Source organism: Paraferrimonas sedimenticola (genome assembly GCF_002282855.1).
Taxonomy (GTDB): domain Bacteria; phylum Pseudomonadota; class Gammaproteobacteria; order Enterobacterales; family Shewanellaceae; genus Paraferrimonas; species Paraferrimonas sedimenticola.
Map to the genome: position 1 here is coordinate 428,923 of NZ_NRIR01000002.1, position 22,583 is coordinate 451,505.

22 protein-coding genes are annotated in these 22,583 nt (G+C 51.8%); 18 read left to right on the forward strand and 4 right to left on the reverse strand.

The genetic code is table 11. The annotated features are described in order from the left end of the window. Positions 1 to 129: 129 nt before the first annotated feature. Positions 130 to 1,761, forward strand: a complete 1,632-nt coding sequence (locus CLC93_RS05305) for an ExeA family protein (protein WP_095504900.1) — start codon at positions 130 to 132, stop codon at positions 1,759 to 1,761. Positions 1,762 to 1,763: 2 nt separating this feature from the next. Continuing rightward, positions 1,764 to 2,720 (forward strand): general secretion pathway protein GspB, encoded by a 957-nt coding sequence (locus CLC93_RS05310; RefSeq protein WP_095504901.1) that lies wholly within the window; start codon positions 1,764 to 1,766, stop codon positions 2,718 to 2,720. Positions 2,721 to 2,797: 77 nt separating this feature from the next. On the opposite strand, the gene putA is transcribed toward CLC93_RS05310, so the two are convergent. After that, on the reverse strand, positions 2,798 to 5,968 hold the full coding sequence (gene putA, locus CLC93_RS05315) for a bifunctional proline dehydrogenase/L-glutamate gamma-semialdehyde dehydrogenase PutA (protein WP_095504902.1): 3,171 nt from the start codon (positions 5,966 to 5,968) through the stop codon (positions 2,798 to 2,800). A gap of 363 nt (positions 5,969 to 6,331) precedes the next feature. On the opposite strand from putA, the gene CLC93_RS05320 reads away from it, so the two are divergent. The 4 genes from CLC93_RS05320 to CLC93_RS05335 all read left to right on the forward strand — a co-directional run bounded on the left by CLC93_RS05320 (position 6,332) and on the right by CLC93_RS05335 (position 8,284). Next, positions 6,332 to 6,628, forward strand: a complete 297-nt coding sequence (locus CLC93_RS05320) for a hypothetical protein (protein ID WP_095504903.1) — start codon at positions 6,332 to 6,334, stop codon at positions 6,626 to 6,628. Positions 6,629 to 6,741: 113 nt separating this feature from the next. Then, positions 6,742 to 6,951, forward strand: a complete 210-nt coding sequence (locus tag CLC93_RS05325) for a PspC domain-containing protein (RefSeq protein ID WP_095504904.1) — start codon at positions 6,742 to 6,744, stop codon at positions 6,949 to 6,951. 76 nt (positions 6,952 to 7,027) lie between these two features. Beyond that, complete coding sequence (locus CLC93_RS05330; RefSeq protein ID WP_169902825.1) at positions 7,028 to 7,501, forward strand: copper chaperone PCu(A)C; 474 nt, start codon at positions 7,028 to 7,030, stop codon at positions 7,499 to 7,501. A 36-nt stretch (positions 7,502 to 7,537) separates the two neighbouring features. Beyond that, positions 7,538 to 8,284, forward strand: coding sequence for a TIGR04219 family outer membrane beta-barrel protein (locus CLC93_RS05335; RefSeq protein ID WP_095504906.1), 747 nt, complete (start codon positions 7,538 to 7,540; stop codon positions 8,282 to 8,284). A 73-nt stretch (positions 8,285 to 8,357) separates the two neighbouring features. On the opposite strand, the gene tolC is transcribed toward CLC93_RS05335, so the two are convergent. Then, positions 8,358 to 9,674, reverse strand: a complete 1,317-nt coding sequence (gene tolC / locus CLC93_RS05340; protein WP_095504907.1) for an outer membrane channel protein TolC — start codon at positions 9,672 to 9,674, stop codon at positions 8,358 to 8,360. Positions 9,675 to 9,950: 276 nt separating this feature from the next. On the opposite strand from tolC, the gene nudF reads away from it, so the two are divergent. The 8 genes from nudF (at position 9,951) to rraB (ending at position 17,925) form a co-directional block, all read left to right on the forward strand. After that, positions 9,951 to 10,574: an ADP-ribose diphosphatase gene (gene nudF, locus CLC93_RS05345; protein ID WP_141237346.1), complete on the forward strand. Its 624-nt coding sequence runs from the start codon at positions 9,951 to 9,953 to the stop codon at positions 10,572 to 10,574. Continuing rightward, positions 10,571 to 10,981 carry a DUF1249 domain-containing protein gene (locus CLC93_RS05350; RefSeq protein WP_169902827.1) on the forward strand — a complete coding sequence of 137 codons (411 nt, stop codon included), beginning with the start codon at positions 10,571 to 10,573 and terminating at the stop codon, positions 10,979 to 10,981. The genes nudF and CLC93_RS05350 overlap by 4 nt, the downstream gene beginning before the upstream one ends. 29 nt (positions 10,982 to 11,010) lie before the next feature. Then, on the forward strand, positions 11,011 to 11,832 hold the full coding sequence (cpdA, locus tag CLC93_RS05355) for a 3',5'-cyclic-AMP phosphodiesterase (protein WP_169902830.1): 822 nt from the start codon (positions 11,011 to 11,013) through the stop codon (positions 11,830 to 11,832). An 11-nt stretch (positions 11,833 to 11,843) separates the two neighbouring features. After that, the gene (locus CLC93_RS05360) at positions 11,844 to 12,416 is read left to right on the forward strand and encodes a YqiA/YcfP family alpha/beta fold hydrolase (RefSeq protein ID WP_095504909.1); all 573 of its coding nucleotides are present in this window, start codon (positions 11,844 to 11,846) and stop codon (positions 12,414 to 12,416) included. A gap of 62 nt (positions 12,417 to 12,478) precedes the next feature. Further along, positions 12,479 to 14,368: a DNA topoisomerase IV subunit B gene (gene parE, locus CLC93_RS05365; protein ID WP_095504910.1), complete on the forward strand. Its 1,890-nt coding sequence runs from the start codon at positions 12,479 to 12,481 to the stop codon at positions 14,366 to 14,368. Positions 14,369 to 14,394: 26 nt separating this feature from the next. Next, positions 14,395 to 16,650: a DNA topoisomerase IV subunit A gene (gene parC, locus CLC93_RS05370; protein WP_095504911.1), complete on the forward strand. Its 2,256-nt coding sequence runs from the start codon at positions 14,395 to 14,397 to the stop codon at positions 16,648 to 16,650. Positions 16,651 to 16,797: 147 nt separating this feature from the next. Beyond that, complete coding sequence (locus tag CLC93_RS05375; RefSeq protein ID WP_095504912.1) at positions 16,798 to 17,526, forward strand: 1-acylglycerol-3-phosphate O-acyltransferase; 729 nt, start codon at positions 16,798 to 16,800, stop codon at positions 17,524 to 17,526. 21 nt (positions 17,527 to 17,547) lie between these two features. After that, a complete protein-coding gene (gene rraB / locus CLC93_RS05380) occupies positions 17,548 to 17,925 on the forward strand; it encodes a ribonuclease E inhibitor RraB (protein WP_095504913.1) in 378 nt (125 codons plus the stop codon). Here the strand turns inward: rraB and CLC93_RS05385 are convergent. Both CLC93_RS05385 and CLC93_RS05390 read right to left on the reverse strand, forming a co-directional pair. Next, positions 17,922 to 18,893: a GGDEF domain-containing protein gene (locus tag CLC93_RS05385; RefSeq protein ID WP_095504914.1), complete on the reverse strand. Its 972-nt coding sequence runs from the start codon at positions 18,891 to 18,893 to the stop codon at positions 17,922 to 17,924. The genes rraB and CLC93_RS05385 overlap by 4 nt on opposite strands. Continuing rightward, complete coding sequence (locus CLC93_RS05390; RefSeq protein ID WP_095504915.1) at positions 18,890 to 19,903, reverse strand: response regulator; 1,014 nt, start codon at positions 19,901 to 19,903, stop codon at positions 18,890 to 18,892. Before CLC93_RS05390 ends, CLC93_RS05385 begins: the two co-directional genes overlap by 4 nt. A 147-nt stretch (positions 19,904 to 20,050) precedes the next feature. Between CLC93_RS05390 and CLC93_RS05395 the strand changes: the two genes are divergently transcribed. The 4 genes from CLC93_RS05395 to CLC93_RS05410 all read left to right on the forward strand — a co-directional run bounded on the left by CLC93_RS05395 (position 20,051) and on the right by CLC93_RS05410 (position 22,561). Continuing rightward, on the forward strand, positions 20,051 to 20,854 hold the full coding sequence (locus CLC93_RS05395) for a crotonase/enoyl-CoA hydratase family protein (protein ID WP_095504916.1): 804 nt from the start codon (positions 20,051 to 20,053) through the stop codon (positions 20,852 to 20,854). Positions 20,855 to 20,866: 12 nt separating this feature from the next. Further along, positions 20,867 to 21,373 (forward strand): YqhA family protein, encoded by a 507-nt coding sequence (locus CLC93_RS05400; protein ID WP_095504917.1) that lies wholly within the window; start codon positions 20,867 to 20,869, stop codon positions 21,371 to 21,373. A 39-nt stretch (positions 21,374 to 21,412) separates the two neighbouring features. Further along, positions 21,413 to 21,685: a DUF1289 domain-containing protein gene (locus tag CLC93_RS05405; RefSeq protein ID WP_095504918.1), complete on the forward strand. Its 273-nt coding sequence runs from the start codon at positions 21,413 to 21,415 to the stop codon at positions 21,683 to 21,685. A 135-nt stretch (positions 21,686 to 21,820) separates the two neighbouring features. Further along, entirely contained in the window at positions 21,821 to 22,561 is a 741-nt protein-coding gene (locus CLC93_RS05410) for a glycosyltransferase family 25 protein (RefSeq protein WP_169902832.1), read from the forward strand. Positions 22,562 to 22,583: the final 22 nt, after the last annotated feature.

A 22,583-nucleotide genomic window follows, 5' to 3' on the forward strand; every position in this document is an offset into this window, starting at 1 on the left:
CTCTTGTTGAGATATGGTCTCAGTCTACACAGGGCGTGCCCGAGGGCGCAAATTAACCGCGTCGTTTTGACATACCCTGTAGCTGAGTTTAATTTAGCTAACATTCACTCAATATAAGAAGCTGTGCGCATGTACCAGGCCTATTACGGAGTCGCCGAAGCACCGTTTTCGATAGCTCCAAACCCGAAATACTTGTTCCTAAGCGAGCGCCATCGAGACGCTTTGACCCATCTTACCTATGGATTAGGGGAGACCGGTGGTTTTGTTCTGCTCACCGGAGAGGTGGGTACCGGAAAGACCACGGTGTCTCGCTGCTTGTTACAGCAACTGCCTGAGCACACAGATACGGCTTTTATTTTAAATCCGAGTTTGACCGAGCGCGAGCTGCTCGCCACCTTGTGTGACGAGCTGAGTATCGAGTACCCCAACGAGCCCAGTCTAAAACAGCTTACCGATTGCATCGCAGAGTTCCTGCAGCGCAATCACGACGCCGGCCGAAACACAGTACTCATTATTGATGAAGCGCAGCATTTGCGCGCCGAAGTGCTAGAACAGCTGCGCCTGCTAACGAACTTGGAAACCGACACCAAAAAACTGTTGCAGGTGATTTTGATTGGCCAGCCTGAGCTGCAGCATTTACTGCGCCGCCAAGAGCTGCGTCAGTTGGCCCAACGAATAACCGCCCGTTATCACTTGTTGCCGCTGAACGTCAAAGAAGTCGCCAGCTATGTTAGGCACCGCTTGGAAGTGGCAGGGGCTGCCAGTTCACCTTTTGCGGGAAGTGCGCTGAAAGCTCTACACAAACACTCGGGCGGGGTACCTCGCTTGATTAACCTGATTGCTGAGCGTGCTTTGTTGGCGGGTTTTGCCGAGCAAAAAGCCAAAATCGATAAACGCATTGTTGATCGCGCCGCCACTGAAGTGCTCGGATTGGGTATGGACTTTGGCGACAAAAAGCCGGCTAAGTGGCCTTGGGCGCTGGCGGCCAGTTTGGTATTGGTAAGCGCCATCGGTGCTGGTGTTTGGTGGCAAAGTAGCACGACAACTAGCGCGCAACTGCCAAGTGAGCCTGTAAACCAAGCGATAACACCGGTGAGTCAAACCGCACCGCAGCCTCAGACAGTCGCCCCCGTGACAACTGCGGCGCAAAGCCAAGCCAACCAAGGTGAATTAGACCATCTGGTAGAAGAGGCGCAGGACATCGATTTGGCCTACGCGGCTTTGTTTGAGCGCTGGCAACAACCGCTATATCAAGGTTTGACGCCTTGCCAATCGGCCAAACGCAACGGTCTTGCTTGCCATCAGCAGCAGGGCAATTTGCGCACCATCGCTCAAATCGATCGCCCGGCAGTGGTGTATCTAGAGCAAGCAGGGCAAAGATTTTACGGTGCTTTGTTGAGTCTTCGCGAACAAGAGTTGCTACTGCAATTGGGCGAGCAGCAAATCTGGGTCAGCCAAACTTGGTTTGAGCGTCATTTTCGAGGCACTTTTGAGTTGCTTTGGCAACAACCTGAACGCTCGTTGGCGACCATAGGCCCAGGCTCGCAAGGGGAGCAGGTGCAGTGGCTCGAAGACAGCTTGGCCAGTGTGGCCGGTATTCGAGCGCGAGTTCAAAACGTGTTTGATCAAGAGTTACAGCGTCAAGTGGAAGGCTTTCAGCGAGAAAACGGATTGCGCGTCGACGGTATCGCCGGTCGCGAAACCCTGGTTCAGCTTAACCTTCGCCTAAGCCGCAGCGGCCCAAGATTGAGGGCAGGCTAACTATGTCGATACTGCAACAAGCACTGGACCGCTCCAACGGTCAGGCGCCTATCATCGAAGAGGAAAAGCCGAGCAAGCCCTGGTTGCCTTTACTAGCGGTCGCCGTAGCTAGCGCCTTGGTCACAGGGGCTGGGGTTTGGTATTTCGTTGGTCAGCCAGCCGCGGAGCAGGGAGCTGCTGTTCAGCAAACTTCTACTGAAGTGCAGTCACAGCCAGCAGTGCCCACAGCCGGTCAGAAAACGCTGCCCAAAAACGGACAGGTCAAAGTGCCAGCAGCAGAGCAGACTGCCATTCAGCCATCAAATGCATCACAAACCGGCGCAGAGTGGCGTTTAGCGGCAAAGGTACCTTTACCAGAAACTCAGCCGGTTCCAAGCGCATCTAATCGAGCTCAGTCGCAGACCTATATCGCATCTACCAGCGTACAACCCGCAACACCCTCAGTGCCTGTACTGTCAGAATCGCAATCTGACACCGAGATAGTGCTAGCTGATGGCTCGGTGGTGTTAGGGGCAGAGCCTAGCTCGCAAGTCGCCCAACAGTTGTTACAGCAATCCGAGCAACCAAGCCAATCTCAGGCCGAAGAGACCCAAGACCCGCAGCAACTGGTCGCTGCCTTTCAAGCGGCATTGGCGCAAATTGAAAGCGAGCGAGCGTTGGCGAAACCCATGGTTGATCCGAGCGTCGATCCGCTGCCAAAAGATGCGCCTCAGGCAACGGACATACCCAAACCAAGCCAACTGCCAATAGCGTTCCAAGACCAGATCCCGCGCTTTAACATTAGCGCGCATGTGTACGCGTCCGAACCGCAGAATCGCTGGTTAAACGTGGATGGTCGGGAGATGCAGCAAGGGGATCGCATTCAAGGGGTATTGACCATAGTCGAGATTCGCCCTCAGGACGTAGTATTGGACCTTGATGGCACCGAGTTTAGAGTGGGGGCCCTCGCTGGATGGTAATAACGAGTTGGAAATAAGTCGCTAAACAAAAAAACGCAGCCAAATGGCTGCGTTTTGTATCCCATCTCAGCTAAGTCTTAGCCATCGCCGAGAATCAACAGGCTAGCGTTACCGCCAATCGCGGTAATATTGTTGGTCACGGTTTTCTCCGTGACAAAGCGAGTCAGGTAGTGTGGACCACCGGCTTTAGGACCTGTGCCACTTAGGCCTTGACCGCCAAAGGGTTGAACACCCACCACTGCACCAATTTGGTTGCGGTTGATGTAAACGTTGCCCACATTCACTTGGTTGGCAATGTACTGAGCATGGCCTTCGTTGCGGCTGTGAATCCCCAAAGTCAGCCCGTAGCCCGTGCTATTGATCTCATCGATAACCGAGTTTAAGTCAGCTGCCGAGTAGCGAATAAGATGCAAAATCGGACCAAACTGTTCTTTTTCTAGCTGGCCAATATGAGCGATTTCTGCAGCGATTGGCGCGATAAAGCTGCCGTGCTGACAATCTTGAGGCAGTTCGAGTTGCTCAAGCACTTTGGCGTGGTTGTGCAGCCACTCGATGTGTTGAGTCAATCCTTGCTGGGCGCGCTCATCGATAACCGGGCCCACATCGGTTTTGATGTCATTTGGGTTACCAATGGTTAGCTCGTTCATTGCCCCTTTGAGCAGATCCACAATACGATCCGCTACGTCTTCTTGCACGTACATCACGCGGCAAGCGGAACAGCGCTGACCTGCTGAGGTGAAGGCGGAATCGACAACGTCTTGCACCACTTGCTCGGGCAGTGAAGTGGAATCAACAATCATCGCATTTTGACCACCGGTTTCAGCGATCAGCGGAATGATGGCACCGTCGCGTTGAGCCAAAGTTTGGTTAATCAAGCGCGCGGTAGCGGTTGAGCCGGTAAAGCACACACCGCCAATCTTGTTGGCACTGGTGAGCCAAGCACCAACCGTGGCGCCGGTACCCGGTAGCAATTGCAGCACGTTAGCTGGTACACCCGCTTGGTGAGCCAGCTGCACTGCGCGATAGGCTATTAAGCTGGTTTGTTCGGCAGGCTTAGCCAAAACCGTGTTACCACAAGCCAGCGCCGCGGCCACTTGGCCTAAGAAAATGGCCAATGGGAAGTTCCAAGGGCTAATACAGACAAACGCGCCACGACCTTGTAAGCGCAGCTCGTTGTGCTCGCCCGTTGGTCCAGGCATGGTTTCAGGCTGCATCAAAGATTGAGCTTGCGCTGCGTAGTAGCGCAAGAAATCCACCGCCTCGCGAACCTCGTCGATGCCGTCTTGAACGCTCTTACCCGCTTCGCGGCTACAAAGGGCGATCAGCTCGTCTTTGTTTTCTTCAAGGAGGTCTGCCAAACGACACAGGACTTCGCTGCGACGTTCAACCGGCGTCTGGTTCCAGCCTTCAAAGGCGCTGGTGGCGTTGTCGATGGCTTGTTTCACCGTGGCTTCGTCGGCCATGACTAGCTCACCAACGATTTGACGGCGGTCGTAAGGACTGGTGACACTCATTGCCGGGCCTCTGACGCTCTCACCGCCAACCAAAGGCGCTGCTTGCCATACCTTAGTTTGGTATTCGTTCAAGGCGCTCAAAAATGGGGTCGCTTCGCTGGCAATGTTCAGGTTAACGCCGGCAGAGTTCATGCGCTCGTCTCCAAAAATGTGTGGCGGGAGTGGAATTTTATTATTGCTATAGGGTTTACACGCCAAAAGGGTCGTTAGCGGATGAGTAATCAGACTATCGATGGATACATTTGGGTCAACGAGCTTGTACACAAACGAGGTGTTGGCGCCGTTTTCCAACAGGCGACGCACTAAGTAGGGCAACAAGTCTTTGTGCGCGCCGACAGGGGCATAAATGCGTACCCGCTGCTTGGGTTGCTGCTTGAGCAGAGTATCGTACAACTCTTGTCCCATACCGTGTAGACGCTGAAACTCGTACAAGCGCTCGCCAGCCATGTCCTGGATCGCCGCCACGGTTTGGGCGTTGTGAGTGGCAAATTGAGGATAGATGGCCCCTTTGGTGTGCTCTGACAACAAATAGCGAGCACAGGCTAAGTAAGACACATCGGTGGCGGCCTTGCGGGTGTAGACCGGATAGCCGGATTCACCGCCAACCTGGCACCACTTGATTTCGCTGTCCCAATAAGCGCCTTTGACTAAACGCAGTGGAATTTCATCGCCTTCGGATTTTGCCAACTCGGCCAGCCAAACCAGCACTGGCAGACAGCGCTTAGAGTAGGCTTGCACCACAATACCCAGCAAATCCCAGCCTTTTGCGGCTTCGCTGCGATACACCTTTTCAAACAGTTTAAGCGACAGCTCGAGCCGGTCTGCTTCTTCGGCGTCAATCGAGATACCCACGTTCAGTCCACGGGCCAGTTCCACCAACTCAACCAGAGTCGCATACAGCTCGCTCAGTACGCGGTCTTCGTTGGCCACTTCGTAGCGCGGGTGCAGGGCGGACAGCTTAATCGAGATGGTGGGGCGCGGTGCTTGCGATTCGTCGTAGCGACCTTCGCCTAGGGTGCGAATGGCGTTGGCATAGTCGTTGTAATATTTTTTGGCATCATCAGCGGTCAGCGCGGCTTCGCCGAGCATGTCGTAAGAGTGGGTATAACCCAAGCCACGGTTCTTGGTCGACTGGTGCATGGCTTCGGCAATGTCGCGACCCAGTACAAACTGCTTACCCATGATCTTCATGGCAGCGTACATGGCCTTGCGGATAACCGGCTCGCCCATCTTATTGACCAAGCGGTTGAGCAAATTATTGGGTGAGCCGTCGATCTTCTTGTCCAAAGTGACAATCTTACCGGTCAGCATTAAACCCCAGGTCGAAGCGTTCACCAGTACTGAATCGCTTTGTTTGAGGTGGTGCTCCCAGTCGGCGCCTTTGAGTTTGTCTTCAATAAGGGCGTCAGCGGTGGCAGAGTCAGGAATTCTAAGCAGCGCCTCGGCTAAACACATCAAGATAATGCCTTCTTGAGTGTCCAAACTGTATTCCTGCAAAAAAGCGTCGACGCCAACCATGATGCCTTTCTTTTCGTACTGACGGACTTGTTCCACCAGTTCATAAGCGCGTTGAGTCACTTTTTCTATGGTTTGCGGTTCACCGGGAACCATATCGATTAACTGCTGAAGGTAAGCGTCTTCATCGACCACATAATTGGCACTGATTTGGCTAAACAGAGTGTCGAGGTCTGCGGCTTGGTAGTCGGCCGCTAATACATTCTTCGCGTCAAACATGGGCACTGTTTCCAATTTTGGGGGGAGAAGCCATGGCTGTTTTGATTATTGTTTTGCTACGAAACCATGACATTGCGCACGGGATTATAAACACAAAATGTGAGCGGTGACAGATTTTTTGCAAAAGGGAGATATAGTTCCGCAATTGCTAAATTCAGGACAAATAATGAACAAATTTAAAAAGTGGTCAAAAGCGCTAATTGTGATGGTTAGTTCCGCTAATTGGCCTTGGGATAGTGTTTTTTGTGAACGTTTCTACTTTTTGTAACCTATTGAAAATTAGTGGTTAATACGGTTTTCTAAAAAGCTGGCACGCAGGTTGTAATAGTCAAGATGTATTCATCAACACTCAAGGTCATCAAAATGAAAACCGTTACCGCCACCACCTTAGCCGCCGCCTTTATCGCCATGTTTACCGCAGCGGTTAGCGCCAGCGCCGATGCCAGTGAATTGCACACTTCGGATTTTCGCACTCAGCTTGCCAGCACTTTGCAAAAGAGCGTCTCTGAGATGATTTCTCAATCGCAACAAGAGTTAAAGCGTCAAGTGCAAATTCAGCTAGACAGCTTTCAGCACGACACCGACATGCCACAGTTGGCGCAAGAAGCCAAAACTGAAAAGCAAAGTGATGTGACTGTCAACAACAGCACGCGGTGGTAAGCATGATTTCCAGTGGATTTATGGTCAGTTTGTTTTTAGCGCCAGTGTTTAGTTTCGTAGTTTTGGCTGCGCTGGCGTATCAAGTGAAGCCTCAGGGCTAGTAGGAGTCGAAAATGTCAGGTTTAGTGAAGAATCGTCGTGATGCTTGGTTGGCCGGTGTAATTGCTGGCCTTGCGGACAACTTTGGCTGGTCTCGTTTTTGGATGCGCGTTATTTTCCTTTGCGCCATGTTAGTCGAACCCTTTAGTTTAACTTTGGTGTATGTGGTTATGGCTATCCTAATGCCAGCGCCGGCAGCGCACCGTTACTATCGTCGTCGCTAATTTAACATTTTCCCAGCGACGGCGAATCGGGTATCCTGTGGCCATTCATTGAATGGAACTCAACACAGGCCTACTCATGCTAAAAAGAATTTGCTCTTCAATCAGTCTTTTACTCTTGTTTTTGTCAGCCTCAGCGCAAGCGGGTTTGATGGTCAGTGAGCAAAAAGTTCGCCTTTTACCTCCAAGTGCTCCCAATACGGCCGCATACATGCAGTTGATGAATCACACCAATAAGCCAATGGAGCTGGTTGGTGTGAGCAGTGACGTGGCCGAACGCACCGAAATTCACACCATGGTTGAGCACAACGGCATGATGCGTATGCAGCAGCTAACCAGTTTGGTTATCGAGCCTATGGCCAGCGTGGCTCTGAAGCCTGGTGGCAATCACATTATGCTGATTGGGCTGAAGCAGCCGCTATCAGCGGGCGATGAAATCGCAATAACGTTAGAATTCGCTGATGGTAGCCAACACACTGTGAAGGCCAAAGCGAGCGCAGAGATCGACGCGAAAGACTCTGGCGAGCACCATCATCACCATCATCACCATTAATTTGGTGTTTTTTCACGACTAATCGAAGAGAAACCTATGAAAGCCTTTCGTGCGACCAGTCTTGCTGTTGGTTTAGCCCTTTGTTCAGGTGCGGCCCAAGCGGACGTATTCAAGTTTAAGTTGGGTGGCGACCTGTGGCGCGCCGACTCTGATATCAGATTTGCTGATGCCGGCACTCCAGCTCAGCCGTTTGAGACTCAGCAAAAGAGCCAGGGCAGCTTTTGGGTAGCGTTGGAGCATCCGCTACCGATTATCCCCAACGTCATGATTCGCGAAAACAGTCTGGAAACCAAAGGAAATGCGCCTGATTCAGACTTTCAGTTTGGTGGTATGCCAATAGACGGCAACTACAACGCCGATGCCAATCTGTCTAACACGGATTTCATCTTCTACTACCAATTCTTGGATACCAAAACCATCGAGTTGGACTTGGGTGCCGCGTATAAGCGCTTCCACGGCAACTTGGCGGTCGGCCCCGCTGTAGAAGGCCCAACCCTGCGCGTTAGCCGAGACCTGAGCCACGGCCAGCTGTTCGCCTACGCTCGCACCCAAATTAAGGTACCTGGTATTGGTTTGTATGGTTTTGTAGACGTGATGACTGACGGTAGCCAACGTCGCTACGATTATTCGGGCGGCTTGGGCTGGATATTCCGCGGCACCGGCGTGGACTACAAGCTGCGTGTCGGTTATCGCGACATGAAGTTTGACCACAGCAGCGCTAGCGCTTTGAATACCTACGCTGACTTTAAAGGTGGCTTTGCGGGTATCGAGCTGGAGTTCTAAGGTCTAGTTAGCAGACGTCAGACACAAAAAACGCCAACAATTGTTGGCGTTTTTTATGGCTAAAACAAGCGGCTTAGCTTTGTGGGCGAAGACCGTTGTTTACCGCAATGACATCGTCTTCGTTAAGGGTACCGGCAGCGGCTTTCAGCTGCAGGATAGACAGGATGTATGCATAACGGCTGTTTGACAGCTGAGTCTTGGCGTTAAACAAGTCACGAGTACGGTTCAACACTTCAACAATGGTACGAGTACCCACTTCAAAACCGGCCTGAGTGGCTTTTAGCGCACTCTCAGCAGAAATGACCGACTGTTCGAAAGCGCGAATCGAGCTTACGGTAGCGTTTACTGTGTTGAAGTTAGAGCGAACGTTTTTAACCACTAGGCGGTGGGTTTGCTCAAGGGCTTCGCTGGCAATCACGTAGTTGAACTGCGCTTGTTTCACACGAGAATCAACGCGGAAACCTTCAAACAGTGGAACCGACATGGTCACTGCAATGTTTTGGTCGTTGGCGCTTTCAAGACCGGAAATGCCAGTAGGGAAGCGGCGCTGCTGGTCAGTAGTGGCGCGAGCCTGGAAGTTAACCGACGGCAGGTGACCGGCTTTTGCTAACGAGATGTTCTCTTGGGCGATGTCCTTGCCCAGACGACGCTCCATCAAAGACAAGTTGGAGTCTTCAGCGATGGTTAGCCATTCGTTGCTATTCGCTGGGGTCGGCTTGCCCGCTGAGAAACGGTCAGTATCTAGCACGTTTAGGTCTTTGTGATCGATACCAGTGATTTCACGCAAAACCTCGTAGCTGTTTTCCAGCTCGTTTTCTGCGGTAATCAAGTTGGCAGTCGCCAAGTCAAATTGAGCTTGTGCTTCGTGAACACCAGTAATAGCGGTTAGACCCACGGCAAAACGCTGTTTGGTTTGTTCAAGCTGACGGCCGATGGCGCGTTTTTCCGCTTCTAGGAACTCTACGCGGTCTTGGGCGGTCAAAACGTCAAAGTAGGCTTGAGCGACGCGGGTGATTAACTGCTGCAGCGCTGAGGCGTACGTAGCGTCGGCTTGTGAAGCCGCCTTCTCGGCCAGGCTTAAACCAACCCATGCAGCGTGGTCGTAAATTACCTGGTTAAGGGTTAGGCCACCGGTGAAGCCTGAAAAGCCCCCACGAGTGTCGCCCCAGGCTTTGTCGTAACCAATGTTGCCACTAATGGTTGGTAGTAGCACCGAGCGGTTTTCGCGAATGCTTTCGTACAAACGGTCGCGGTCCGCTTTCGCTTGAATAACGATGGGGTCACTGGCAAGCGCTTGTTGATAGATTTGCAGTAGGTCGTCAGCGCTAGCTGTACCGGCAATTGTCATCAGGCCTAGAGAGGCACATAATGAGCGCAGTTTAAGTTTCATTTGCTACCCTTGTTGAGAGAAACGGCCTCTTTGTCTGGGAGGCACAATAAGAATAATTGTCGCTACCGCACGCGATCCTTCTGACTATCAATCCTAGCCTAACCGACTGAATTTTAGCAGAACTTGAGACAGCGAAAGCTCAAACATATTCTTGAAATGTTAATTAGACACGTCAACGGCGAATTGTAACAGTTTTTTTGTTCATCATTAAAGACTGAAGTTATAACCGAACAACTGTTGTAGCCCAGCTAACAACAAGATGAGAGATAGGTCACAGTGACTAAGCCATTTTCCAGTAGATTTGACCAAAATGACCTAATTATTGAGGATCAGAAAGTCCTTTATGATGGTTTTTTCCAAATGCAGTCTTATCGCTTCAGACACAAATTGTTTCAAGGTGGCTGGAGTGACAGTATTCAAAGGGAAGTCTTTGAACGCGGTGATGCAGTGGTCGTGTTGCCCTACGATCCAATTCGCGACCAGGTGGTTCTCATCGAGCAGTTGCGCTTACCGGCGACAGGCAAGTCACCTAGCCCTTGGTTACTCGAGTTGGTGGCCGGGATGATTGATACCGACCAAACGCCCGAACAGGTGGCGTTGCGCGAACTTCATGAAGAAACTGGGATTCAAGCAAGCCAAGCCGTGCCTATCTATCAATTCCTGCCCAGCCCAGGAGGATGCTCCGAGCTACTGCATTTATACTGGGTAGAAGTCGATGCCACCCAAGCTGTGGGTGTGCACGGTAAACCGGATGAAAACGAGGACATTCGCGTGTTTGCAATGGCAAGAGAGGAAGCGTTTGCACTATTGGCCAGTGGGCATATCAATAACGGTGCCACTATGCTGGGTTTGCAATGGTTAGAGCTCAACCATCGTCGCCTGCGAGGGGAGGCTCAATGAGCTCCTCAGCCCGCCGCAAATACCGCCCTCAATTACCTCAGTTCTTGCACGTCTGCAGGGACAACTACTTTCAGTTGGTTAAACGCTTACCGTTGGAGTGGCCTGAGCCTGCGAGTATAGAGTTAGCCCACCCCACCAACCCGCTCGAACTCAAACTGGTACAATCGGCCCGCTATACCGAGACCCTAAATCTGAGTCAGCTCGGACCAGCATTGCCTGGAATGCCGCGTTTTTCCATGCAGATCCGCCTGTATCACGATGCTGAATTAGCAGAAGTGTTAAGTTGCCAACAGTTTTCGCGAATTAAGCCAGTGTATGATTACCCGAATGTGGATATGCTGCAGCCCGATGAAAAGCTGCAGTTAAATCGATTTTTGGCCGAGCTGATCGCACAGACACCAAGCTAGTCTGGGCCTCAGCCCAGGAAAGCGTGCTGGTGATACCGATAATAGATGACAATTTGTTAGCCAATAGCGACCGTGTGACGCTGTTGCAGTTAACCGATCCTCATTTGTTTGATCAGCCCAGTAAAACCTTACTTGGGGTGAATACTTGGGATAGCTTTAACGCGGTAATTGACGCTGCCTTATCCCATACCTTTGACGCTGTGGTCTTGAGCGGTGACGTCAGCCAAGACTATTCCAGTCAGTCATACCGAGCCTGTGCTGACGCGTTAGCCCGCTTGAATAAGCCAACCATGGTCTTGCCTGGCAATCACGATGAGCTGGTCAAACTAAGAGAACACCTAGTGGGCTCGAATGTGTTTCACTCCGAAGTGGTGAACATTGGTGGTTGGGGCCTGCATATGCTGGATTCGACCACAGGTGAATCACCGGGCGGTCGCTTGGGAAGTTCGCGTACTCGCAGAATGCTGGACAATATCCAATCGTCTACGCAAGACTGGCAGATGCTGTTTTTACACCACAACCCAGTGAAAACCGGTAGCGCCTGGCTGGACAATCATTGGCTTGCCGATGGCCAAGAGTTTCTCGCTGAGCTAGAGAAACAGCCAAAAGTGCGCGGCGTGGCTTGGGGGCATGTGCATCAAGAAATGGATCTAGCCCATCAACACATACGTCTGATGGCCAGCCCCGCCTGTTGCATTCAATTTCTCCCGAACAGTCAAACGTTTGCACTCGACACTTTGCAACCGGGATTCCGTTTGCTGCATTTGTATCGCGATGGTAGCATCGAAACACAGGTTTATCGGCTGCCAGGGCAGGCATTCATTGCCGACCCCGACGCCCAAGGATACTAACGCGCGCATCAATGCTGCTTTATTTACACGGATTTGCCAGCTCCCCTCAGTCTTTAAAGGCTCAACAAACTCGAGAGTTTCTCGAACAACATTTTCCGAATACGCCAATCCATGTGCCCGCGTTGAGCCATGAGCCAACTCTGGTTAAAGCGCAACTTTGCGATTGGGTCGAACGCCAAATGGCTGATGGCCATACAGTGCGCTTTATGGGGTCGAGTCTCGGGGGCTATCTCGCCAGTTATCTCAGCGAAAAATACGGTGGCAAAGCGGCCATTGTAAACCCAGCGGTTCGCCCCTATGAGTTGTTAGCAGACTATGTCGGCATTCAAGAGAATCTCTATTCTGGCGAGACCTTTGAAGTTAAAATCGAACACATGGACGAGCTTAAGTCGATGGATACTGAAGTCATTCGCCAGCCACAAAACTTTTTGGTGTTGTTGCAAAGCGATGACGAGGTACTGGATTATCGCCAAGCTCTGTGGAAATATCAGAGTGCACAACTGATAGTACAAGAAGGTGGCGACCACAGTTTTGTGGGATTTGAACGGCACTTGCCGGCCATCGCTGAATTTTTGCAGCTGTAATCTTTAAATCTATGATAAGCCGTTGCCCACAGCTGGGGTAAAACGGCCCGTGAGACAGTCCCATGACCAATCAATATACCGCTGACGCGATTGAGGTGCTCAATGGTTTGGAGCCGGTGAAGCGGCGACCAGGCATGTACACCGATACCACCCGTCCCAATCACTTGGGTCAGGAAGTCATCGATAACAGTGTCGATGAAGCGTTAGCAGGACACGCCAGCAAAATCGAAGTGATCCTACACAAAGACAATTCGCTGGAAGTGATCGACGATGGTCGTGGTATGCCGGTGGATGTGCACCCAGAAGAGGGCATTCCCGGAGTCGAGCTGATCCTGACCAAGCTGCACGCCGGTGGTAAATTCTCCAATAAAAACTACGAATTTTCCGGCGGTCTGCACGGGGTAGGTATCTCGGTGGTAAACGCATTGTCTTCTCGAGTGGAAGTCAGCGTGCGTCGCGATGCTCAAGTGTTTCAAATGGCGTTTGAGCACGGCGATCGGGTTGAGCCGCTGACCGTGGTAGGTACTTGTGGCAAGCGCAACACAGGCACCAGTGTTCACTTCTGGCCTGACCCAAGCTATTTCGACTCGGCTAATTTCTCGGTCAGCAAAATGACCTACTTGCTGCGCTCCAAAGCGGTGCTTTGTCCTGGTTTGAGCATTAAATTCAGCAACAAGCAAAACGGCGAGACCCAGGAATGGTGCTTTGAAGAAGGCCTCAAAGATTACTTGCTTGACCGCTTAGGCCAATGGCCAAAATTGCCGGAACAGCCATTTACCGGCGCCTTCTCTAGCAAACAAGAAGCGGTGGATTGGGCGGTGACCTGGTTGCCCGAAGGCGGCGATAGTCTGGCCGAATCTTACGTTAACTTAATTCCTACTGCGCTTGGCGGTACTCACGTCAATGGCTTGCGTCAGGGCTTGCTAGAGTCGATTCGCGAGTTTTGTGAATTCCGCAATCTGCTGCCGCGCGGGGTTAAGCTCACCCCGGATGACATTTGGGACAAGTGTTCCTACGTCTTGTCAGTGAAGATGCAAGACCCGCAATTTGCCGGGCAAACCAAAGAAAAACTGTCATCGCGTCAGTGTGCCGCCTTTGTCAGCGGTGTGGTGCGCGATGCCTTTAGTCTGTGGCTAAACGAGCACACGGACCAAGCCGAATTAATCGCCGAGCTGTGTATTAACTCGGCGCAAAAGCGCCTGCGCAGCGCTAAGAAGGTGGCCCGTAAGCGTGTCACCAGTGGCCCAGCACTACCGGGTAAATTGACCGACTGTACCAGTGGCGAGCCGCTTCGCTCAGAGCTTTTCTTGGTAGAGGGTGACTCGGCCGGTGGTAGTGCTAAGCAAGCACGAGATCGCGAGTTTCAGGCCATCATGCCGCTGCGCGGTAAGATTCTAAACACTTGGGAGGTGGACGCCTCGCAAGTACTGGCCTCCCAAGAGGTACACAACATCTCGGTGGCCATTGGCTGCGACCCAGATTCCAGTGATTTCAGCGAGTTGCGCTACGGCAAGATTTGTATTCTGGCGGATGCGGACTCGGATGGACTGCACATTGCCACCCTGTTGTGCGCGCTGTTCTTAAAGCACTTCCGCGCGCTGGTGGAAAACGGCCACATCTATGTCGCCATGCCACCTCTGTATCGTATCGATATCGCTAAAGACGTTTACTACGCCTTGGACGAGGACGAAAAGCAGGGAATTCTTGACCGCCTGCAAGCCGAGAAGCGCAAGGGCAAAATCCAAGTGACTCGATTTAAAGGTCTGGGTGAGATGAACCCGGGCCAATTGCGCGAAACCACCATGGACCCGAATACTCGTCGTTTGGTGCAACTGACCGTGGATGACGCCGATGAGACTCTGTCCCTAATGGACATGTTGCTGGCCAAAAAACGCAGCGGTGATCGCAAGACCTGGCTTGAGGCCAAAGGGGATATCGCCGAGCTGGCGTAACTGAAACGGATTAAGGACTACCAATTATGAGCGATGCCATTGAGCTAAGCCTTGATGGAGTAGAGCAGCTACCGATACGCCGCTTTACCGAAGATGCCTACCTGAATTACTCCATGTACGTGATCATGGACCGCGCCTTGCCACACATCGGCGATGGCCTGAAGCCGGTTCAACGCCGTATCGTTTACGCCATGAGCGAGCTGGGCTTAGGTGCTAGTGCCAAGGCCAAAAAGTCCGCCCGTACCGTGGGTGACGTATTGGGTAAGTACCACCCGCATGGCGACAGTGCCTGTTATGAGGCCATGGTGTTAATGGCGCAGCCGTTTTCCTACCGCTATCCGCTGGTGGCCGGTCAAGGTAACTGGGGTGCACCGGACGATCCTAAGTCGTTTGCTGCGATGCGTTACACCGAGGCCAAGTTATCTCGGTTCTCTGAGGTGTTGCTCAGCGAACTTGGCCAAGGCACGGTGGACTGGGGGCCGAACTTTGACGGCACCATGAAAGAGCCGCTGCAACTGCCTGCGCGCCTGCCGCACATTCTGCTCAATGGTATTACCGGGATTGCGGTGGGGATGGCCACCGACATTCCACCCCATAACGCTCGAGAAGTGGCGGCGGCCTGCTGTGAACTGTTAGAGCGTCCAAGTACCGACTTGGATGCCTTAATGGAATTGGTCCCGGGTCCGGATTATCCGACCGCTGCGGAAATCATTACGCCTAAGTCTGATTTAAGAAAGATCTACGAAAGCGGTAAAGGCTCGGTCAAAGCCCGTGCGGTTTATGAAGTGGAAGGCGGCGAGATTGTGATTAGTGCGCTGCCACACCAAGCCAGTGGCGCTAAAATCCTCGAGCAAATCGCCGCGCAAATGCAGGCGAAAAAGCTGCCTATGGTCAGCGACTTACGCGATGAGTCGGATCATGAAAACCCAGTGCGCTTGGTGGTTGTGCCGCGCTCTAACCGTGTCGATTGCGACGCTGTCATGCAGCATCTGTTTGCCACTACGGATCTGGAAAAAAGCTATCGCATCAACCTGAACATGATTGGCCTTAACGGCCGTCCTCAGGTGAAGGGCTTAAAGGCGATTTTAAGCGAGTGGATCCAGTTCCGCTTATCCACGGTCACTCGTCGTTTGCAGCACCGTTTGGACAAGGTGTTGGCGCGCTTACACATCCTCGATGGTTTGCTGATCGCTTTCTTGAACCTCGACGAAGTGATTGAAATCATTCGCAATGAAGACCAGCCTAAGCAAGCTTTAATGGCCCGTTTTGGTTTGTCCGAGCGTCAGGCCGAGGCGATTCTCGAAATCAAATTGCGCCAGTTGGCCAAACTGGAAGAGATTAAAATTCGCGCCGAGCAAGAAGAGTTGGCGGAAGAACGCGACAAGCTGCAGCTGATTCTCAGTTCAGAACGTCGCCTCAAGACTCTGGTGCGCAAAGAACTGCAAAAAGACGCTGAGAGCTATGGCGACGAGCGTCGCTCACCGCTAATCGAGCGCTCAGAGTCTAAAGCTCTGTCAGAAAAAGAACTGATTCCAAGCGAAGCGGTTACCGTAGTCTTGTCTGAGAAAGGCTGGATCCGCTGTGCCAAAGGCCACGACGTGGATGGCGCGGCGCTTAACTACAAGTCCGGTGATAGCTTCTTGGCCAGCGCCAAGGGACGCTCCAATCAACAGGCAGTGTTCTTAGACACCAGTGGTCGCGCCTTTGCGCTCGAGGCCCATGGACTGCCGTCGGCGCGCTCGCAAGGAGAGCCCATCACGGGACGCTTTAATATCGCCCCTGGCGAGTCGATCCAGCAATTGATCATGGGCACCGATGAGCAGCTGTTCTTGTTAAGCTCGGATGCGGGCTATGGTTTTGTTTGTCAGTACTCGGACATGCTATCCCGTAACAAAGCGGGTAAGGCTTTGTTGAGCTTGCCAAAAGGCGCGCAAGCCTTAACCCCGCAAGCGCTGTCGGATGTAGATGACAGTCAGTTACTGGCCGTGACTAGCGAAGGCCGAATGCTGGTGTTCGCTCTGTCGGCCTTGCCGCGATTGGCCAAAGGTAAGGGCAATAAGATCATAGGTATTCCGGCTGCCGCGGCGGCCAGCCGCGAAGAGCTAATGAGCCATATTGCGATTGTTCCTGCCGGTAGTGCCGTTACCTTGTGGGCGGGCAAACGCAAACTGACCTTAAAAGCTGCCGATCTCGAGCACTATCAAGGTGAACGCGGTCGTCGTGGTGCCAAGTTGCCACGAGGTTTGCAGCGTGTTGATCGCGTCCAAGTCGGCGAAGATTAATGGTTAACACTTAGGCGGCGCAAAGCCGCCTAAGTCATTGATAAGCCACAAGTGCACACTTTGTGCTTACATTTGTACCCTATTTTCGCTTTCAGCCAAGCGAACCACGCTGGTATACTAGCCTCCGCCAGAGTTTGGAGGCTTTTAATGTTATTGGTGGTACGCGCCCTGTTATTGGGCTTGATATTAGTATTTGGTTTTGTCTTTGCGCTATTGCTGTGCTTGGTGCGTCCGCGCCATCGCAACAACGTGCATGTGTTCGCTAAACTCTGTTCATGGATCGCCCCAATTCTGGGCGTCAAAGTGGTGATGCGTGGTAGCGAAGAAAAGGGCGAACGACCGACCATTTTTACCGCTAACCATCAGAATACCTTCGATATGTTCACTTTAACTCGAGCGGTACCTAAAGCCACCGTGAGCTTGGGTAAAAAGAGTCTGGCTTGGATCCCTTTCTTTGGTCAGCTGTATTACCTGACCGGCAATATTCTTATCGACCGAGGCAATCGTACTCGAGCTATGCAAACCATGGCGAAGACTGCAGCCAAGATAAAACAACGCATGCTGTCGGTGTGGATCTTCCCCGAAGGCACCCGTTCGCGCGGCCGCGGCATTTTGCCATTTAAAACCGGTGCCTTTCACACCGCCATTCAAGCGGGAGTATCCATCACGCCAGTCATCGCCTCTTGCCAGAGCCACATTAAGTTGAATCGCTGGAACAATGGTGTTGTTATCGTAGAGATGCTCAAACCCATTGCCACCGAAGGCTTGTCTCGAGATGACGTGCGAGCGCTGGCCGAAAAGGTGCGCGAGCGTATGCAATCCGTGTTTGAGCGCAACAGCGCCGAAGCCAAACGACTCATGTTAGGCACTGCCTAATTGACCAATAAGGACGTTAACATGTCATTTGAACAAGATTGGGCTCATCAGCAAGCCGAAAACCGCGAAATCATCGAAGCTTTGTTGGACGATGGTTCCGATCCCGATGCGCTTTACACCATCGAGCACCATTTCTCTGCACAGCACTTCGGTACTTTGGAGAAAGCGGCGGTTGAGATGTTTAAGCAGGGCTATGAAGTCACCGACGCCGAAGAGCTAGCGTTGGACGATGGCGCGCAACTGGTGTGTTTTGATGTGATTATCGAGCGCCCACTCCAAGTAGAGGCCATTAATCAAGATTGCGAAAAATTGATGAAGCTGGCGGAAAAGCTAGGCATCGCCTACGACAGCTGGGGTACTTACTTCATGGACCCAGATGGAGAAGCCGAAGAGGCTTAAGCTTTGTTGATGCTTGGGTGCACCTGCGAGCAGTTGCGCCCGAGCCGTTTAGCCTGGTACATGGCGCGATCGGCCGCCTGCACCCAATGATTGGTTGAGTCCATACTGCTATCTAACTGAGCTATCCCCAAACTCACTGTCACCGTCAGACTTTCCCCTTGGTACTCCAACGCCAATTGAGCAATCAACTTGCGCAGACGCTCGGTGTAATACAGCGCCGAATCGGCATCAGTTCCTTCAAGGATCACTGCAAACTCTTCGCCGCCATAGCGACCCGCCACGTCCGTTTCGCGTAAATTTCGCTGCACCAACTTACCTAATTCCGCCAGCACGTAATCGCCAGCGTCGTGGCCTAAGGTGTCGTTGACTCGCTTAAAATGGTCTACGTCGAACAATACTAAGCTGCATGCGCCACCATAACGAGTAAAGCGGTCGTACTCGTGTTGTAGGCGTTCGCTCCAAAAACGGCGATTGTTCAGTCCAGTTAAGTCGTCGGTACGACTGAGCTTTTGTAACTGCAAATTGGCTTGTTTTAACTGCAGCTTGTTAATGGCCATATCCGACACATCGTAGATGATAAGGCCAATGTGATTGACCTCACCGGTCAACGAGGTCAGTGGAAAAATGGTCATGTTTTGGTACATGAACTCACTTTGGCCGGTGATCGGACGATAGTTCTTAAACTCAAAGACGTAGGGGCGCTGCTCCCAAGAGGTAAAGGCTCGGTTCTTGAGCAGAAATACGGTTTCCATTTTTGACTTGAGCCAGTCTTGCGGCAGGTCGGGCATCACCTCAAACAAATTATGGTGCTTCATTTGCGCCAAACTGACGCCTGAGTGGTTCTCCATAAAGCCGTTCCACAGATGCACCTGATAGTCCTTATCCAGCACCACCAGACCGACTTCTAAGGTCTGCACCATGTCGATCAGCCAGTGCAGCTCTTTCATGGCGTTTTGGCCTAAGTTCATTGGGTCACCTCGTAGCCTAAGTTGCTGGCTAAATTGCGCAATGAGCCTTCGCCAAACAAAAGTAGCAGGTCGCACTCAATGTTGTGGTCCTGCACCTGGTAGTTGATTTCAATCGCTAAAGTGCGCTGCCAACGGGACGCATTGGAGTCCAACAGTTCGCCGATATTGGCGTGTTGGCCCAAAACTACTGGGTGGCTTTGGCTAAACTGCACCTGTAATTGGTCACCAATGCCGCTGAGCATAGCGCCAATCAGCACGTTGGCCGTGTCCTGTAACACCTCTAATCGAGTGTTGTTGGCGTGCTGCAGTTGTTGCCCCATCAGCTTGGCCATATCCGTGTAGCTGGCGTCGTGAAACAGCAACAAGGCCTCGCCAGCGATGCCTTTGCCCATAAACCCCTGACAAATGGCCGAGACTCGATTGTCGTAGTGAGCGGCTTGGATGGCCATGGTCAATTCGCTGACTTCGAGCACATTAACCTTGGGGATCGGCATGGTAATAAAGGCACCGAGCAGTTTGGATAGCAAGGCCGCCGCTTGGCCCATGGCCAAGTTGCTCATCTCAGCCAAGGCATCTTTGATTTCAGTTTGGGAAATAAGTCTTTGTGACAGCGCTTTGGGCTGAATCAATTCGACCGGTGCGCTTTCTAAAAACTTATGCTCATACAAGACTTGGTGAAGTCGATCTGCGCTCAACGGCTTTTGAATAAAGTCTTTGGCACCTAGGCGCTGAGTTTTTTGAATAGCACCTGTTTGGATGTCGGCGGAAATCACAAAAACGCTGGCGGGATGACCGACTTCTTGCAGTTTTTCTAGGACCTGATAGCCATCGATTTCTGGCATGTTCAAATCAAGAAGGATCAAATCTATCGGTTGTTGACTCAGCAATTGTAAGGCCTGGCGGCCGTTTTCAGCGAAGTGGACTTGAACAGGCCAATCTGTGGGTAAGGCTTTTGCGACTTGCTTTCTAACGAGCGCCGAATCGTCGCAAATAAGTAGCTGAGTTGACATCTAATTGGGTATGTTATCAATTGTATCGATACTGTAACACCAAATCGCAATTGGCCGAAGTCTAGCCACAGAGAAATTACCCTTGGTGTAATCTTAAGGGTTGATCGGCGGCGTCAGTTGGCTAAAACCCATAAGGAAGCGAGACTCATGTCATCAGAAGCCAGAGTAGAATGCGAGGTCACAGAAGGCATCGCCATGGTGAGGTTAGCGCGCTCAAACAAGCGCAATGCCATGGACTTTGCCATGTTTGAAGCCTTGGCAAGCTGTGCCGCTAGTCTGCGTCGCAATAGAGAGATCAGAGCGGTTATCGTTAGCGGCGACGGTGAGGACTTTAGCTCAGGACTGGATATAAAGTCGGTGGGCAATAAACCAAAACTCATGCTTCGCTTGTTGGCCAAGTGGTGGCCGGGTCAGGCTAATCTGGCCCAGCGCGCGGTGGACAATTGGCGCTTGCTGCCGGTACCTGTGATTTTTGTGCTGCACGGCCGTTGCTGGGGAGGCGGAATGCAACTGGCGTTGGGAGGAGATTTTCGCATAGCCCACCCAGACACCCAGCTGAGCATTATGGAATCTAGATGGGGGTTGCTGCCAGATATGAGCGGTTTGACCAGCTTGCGAGCGATTATGCCCCTAGATAAGGCAATGCTAATCACAATGACTTCAGAGGTGTTGAGCGCCGAGCAAGGATTGGATTTTGGCTTAGTGACCCAAGTGCACCCTGAGCCCATGCAACAAGCTTTAGAATTGGCGCGAGAGCTATCACAAAAATCACCGGATGCGCTGGCGGCCATCAAGCGGGTGTATCAAAATCGGTGGTTTGGTTCCAGGTCAGGGCTAATGGCAGCGGAAACTTGGAATCAAATAAAACTCATCCTTGGAGGTAACTTTAAGCGCGCCGCTGCTCGAAATCAGGGTAAGGAGGTGGCTTTCAGGCCTCGTCAAAAGTGGTAAAGGAAAGACGTGGTGAAACGCATTTTTGAATCCTTGTTGTGGTCGAGTCGGTACTCTGTCGTATTAGGTGTGATTTCGTGTTTGATAGCAGCACTCGTGGTGTTTGTCGCAGGGCTTAAAGACCTGCTGCACATGCTGCATCTTATCGTCGATTACACCGAAATCGGCACTATGAGCATTCGCAACGAGCTAGTCCTAGTGGTGATCGAAATACTCGATACCTTCTTGCTCGGCGCTGTGCTGCTGATTTTTGCTTTTGGCCTGTACGAGTTGTTTATCAGCAACTTAAAGGTGGCCAATGGCTCTGACTCAGAAGGCAAGATCCTCAACATCTCGAGCATCGAGTCGCTAAAAACTAAGCTGGGTAAAGTGATTCTGATGATGCTTATCATCAAGCTGTTTGCCTATTTTTCCAAAATTGAGCCAGAAAGTGCGTTAGATTTGGTCTACATGAGTGTCTCGGTTGTGCTGGTGGCACTGGCGCTAATGCTCACTAAATCGCGCAAAAAAACCTCATAATCCCTCGCACGAGCTGGAGCCATCTGTTATACATGACACATGGACCAGCTCGAATTCTTTGACATTCCAAGCCCTTGTCGCGGCATCTGCAAAGTCAATCAACGGGGCTATTGCATTGGATGCGCTCGTAGCCGCGAAGAGCGTTTCAATTGGCTGCAATTTAGCGATACTCAAAAACGACAGGTGATCCGTTTGTGCCAGTCGCGCTTCGCTCGTGCCCGCTCGCTAGCGGCCACTCGCCCCTCGAACAGTGCTGACTCAATTCAGTCTCAAATGACCCTATTTGGCCAATGGCTGGGCGAAGACGACTGAGTTGAAACTGAATCACTGCACCTGTTACAAAACTATTTCTGACATTATCATGCTCGGCAAGTAGAATAGTGCCGATTGTCGCGAAGCTCGCTTCAATGGACTGAATTCAACTAAACATCAAGGAATATGGAACGCGTGAATTGGGGTGTTTTGGTCATCAACATGACCGCAAACCAGCAAAGATGGCAATCGATCTCTGGCCAACTGGATGCATTGGGCTTGCCATACCAAAGGGTAGAAGCGGTTGTCGGAAAAGAGCTAAGCGAAACCGAGCTTGCCAATATCTATCAATCCAAAGCCAATCGCGCCAAGTACCACAAAGCCCTCAATGCCGGTGAAATTGGTTGCTACATGAGCCATATCGCCTGTTGGGAGCGAATGCTTGAGTTGGGGTGGGACTGGGCGTTAATCCTTGAAGACGACGCCTTGCTGCAAAACAACCTACTGAGCTGTATCGACGCTCTACCTAAAATCCAAGCCCCATGGGACTGCATAAAGCTAAGCTGTGGCTCTCGACAAAAATCAGTGTTGCAACGCACACACCTAGCCACAGACTGCCAATTGACTCAGGCGCGTAAGCTCAACGCAACTACCACAGGCCAATTCGTTTCTCGCCAAGGCGCGCAAAAGTTATTGGCGCACGCGCTGCCCATCGCCCGTCCGGTGGACACCGACATGCAATACTGGTTTGAGAAAGACCTCATTGTGTTTGGTTTTGAACCACTGCCGGTAACTAGCGCGGGCTTTGACAGTGAAATCAACCAAGTCAAAAACCGCAAGAAAACCCCAAACCGAGTCTTGCCAAGACTAGTGCAGCGGCTTTATTACGAGTGGGGAATTCGTCGAGCACCGCTCTCGCCTATGCCCGACGCCTGATTAGATAAAGGGTTGAATTGGT

What these genes read in the sequence shown, in the direction of transcription:
- CLC93_RS05305 (WP_095504900.1), top strand. Translation starts at nt 130, where the DNA reads ATGTACCAGGCCTATTACGGAGTCGCCGAAGCACCGTTTTCGATAGCT.
- CLC93_RS05325 (WP_095504904.1), top strand. Translation starts at nt 6,742, where the DNA reads ATGTCAGGTTTAGTGAAGAATCGTCGTGATGCTTGGTTGGCCGGTGTA.
- CLC93_RS05405 (WP_095504918.1), top strand. Translation starts at nt 21,413, where the DNA reads ATGGACCAGCTCGAATTCTTTGACATTCCAAGCCCTTGTCGCGGCATC.
- CLC93_RS05360 (WP_095504909.1), top strand. Translation starts at nt 11,844, where the DNA reads ATGCTGCTTTATTTACACGGATTTGCCAGCTCCCCTCAGTCTTTAAAG.
- CLC93_RS05335 (WP_095504906.1), top strand. Translation starts at nt 7,538, where the DNA reads ATGAAAGCCTTTCGTGCGACCAGTCTTGCTGTTGGTTTAGCCCTTTGT.
- rraB (WP_095504913.1), top strand. Translation starts at nt 17,548, where the DNA reads ATGTCATTTGAACAAGATTGGGCTCATCAGCAAGCCGAAAACCGCGAA.
- CLC93_RS05395 (WP_095504916.1), top strand. Translation starts at nt 20,051, where the DNA reads ATGTCATCAGAAGCCAGAGTAGAATGCGAGGTCACAGAAGGCATCGCC.
- parE (WP_095504910.1), top strand. Translation starts at nt 12,479, where the DNA reads ATGACCAATCAATATACCGCTGACGCGATTGAGGTGCTCAATGGTTTG.
- putA (WP_095504902.1), bottom strand. Translation starts at nt 5,968, where the DNA reads ATGTTTGACGCGAAGAATGTATTAGCGGCCGACTACCAAGCCGCAGAC.
- CLC93_RS05385 (WP_095504914.1), bottom strand. Translation starts at nt 18,893, where the DNA reads ATGAACTTAGGCCAAAACGCCATGAAAGAGCTGCACTGGCTGATCGAC.
- CLC93_RS05330 (WP_169902825.1), top strand. Translation starts at nt 7,028, where the DNA reads ATGCTAAAAAGAATTTGCTCTTCAATCAGTCTTTTACTCTTGTTTTTG.
- tolC (WP_095504907.1), bottom strand. Translation starts at nt 9,674, where the DNA reads ATGAAACTTAAACTGCGCTCATTATGTGCCTCTCTAGGCCTGATGACA.
- CLC93_RS05375 (WP_095504912.1), top strand. Translation starts at nt 16,798, where the DNA reads ATGTTATTGGTGGTACGCGCCCTGTTATTGGGCTTGATATTAGTATTT.
- CLC93_RS05310 (WP_095504901.1), top strand. Translation starts at nt 1,764, where the DNA reads ATGTCGATACTGCAACAAGCACTGGACCGCTCCAACGGTCAGGCGCCT.
- CLC93_RS05350 (WP_169902827.1), top strand. Translation starts at nt 10,571, where the DNA reads ATGAGCTCCTCAGCCCGCCGCAAATACCGCCCTCAATTACCTCAGTTC.
- CLC93_RS05390 (WP_095504915.1), bottom strand. Translation starts at nt 19,903, where the DNA reads ATGTCAACTCAGCTACTTATTTGCGACGATTCGGCGCTCGTTAGAAAG.
- parC (WP_095504911.1), top strand. Translation starts at nt 14,395, where the DNA reads ATGAGCGATGCCATTGAGCTAAGCCTTGATGGAGTAGAGCAGCTACCG.
- CLC93_RS05320 (WP_095504903.1), top strand. Translation starts at nt 6,332, where the DNA reads ATGAAAACCGTTACCGCCACCACCTTAGCCGCCGCCTTTATCGCCATG.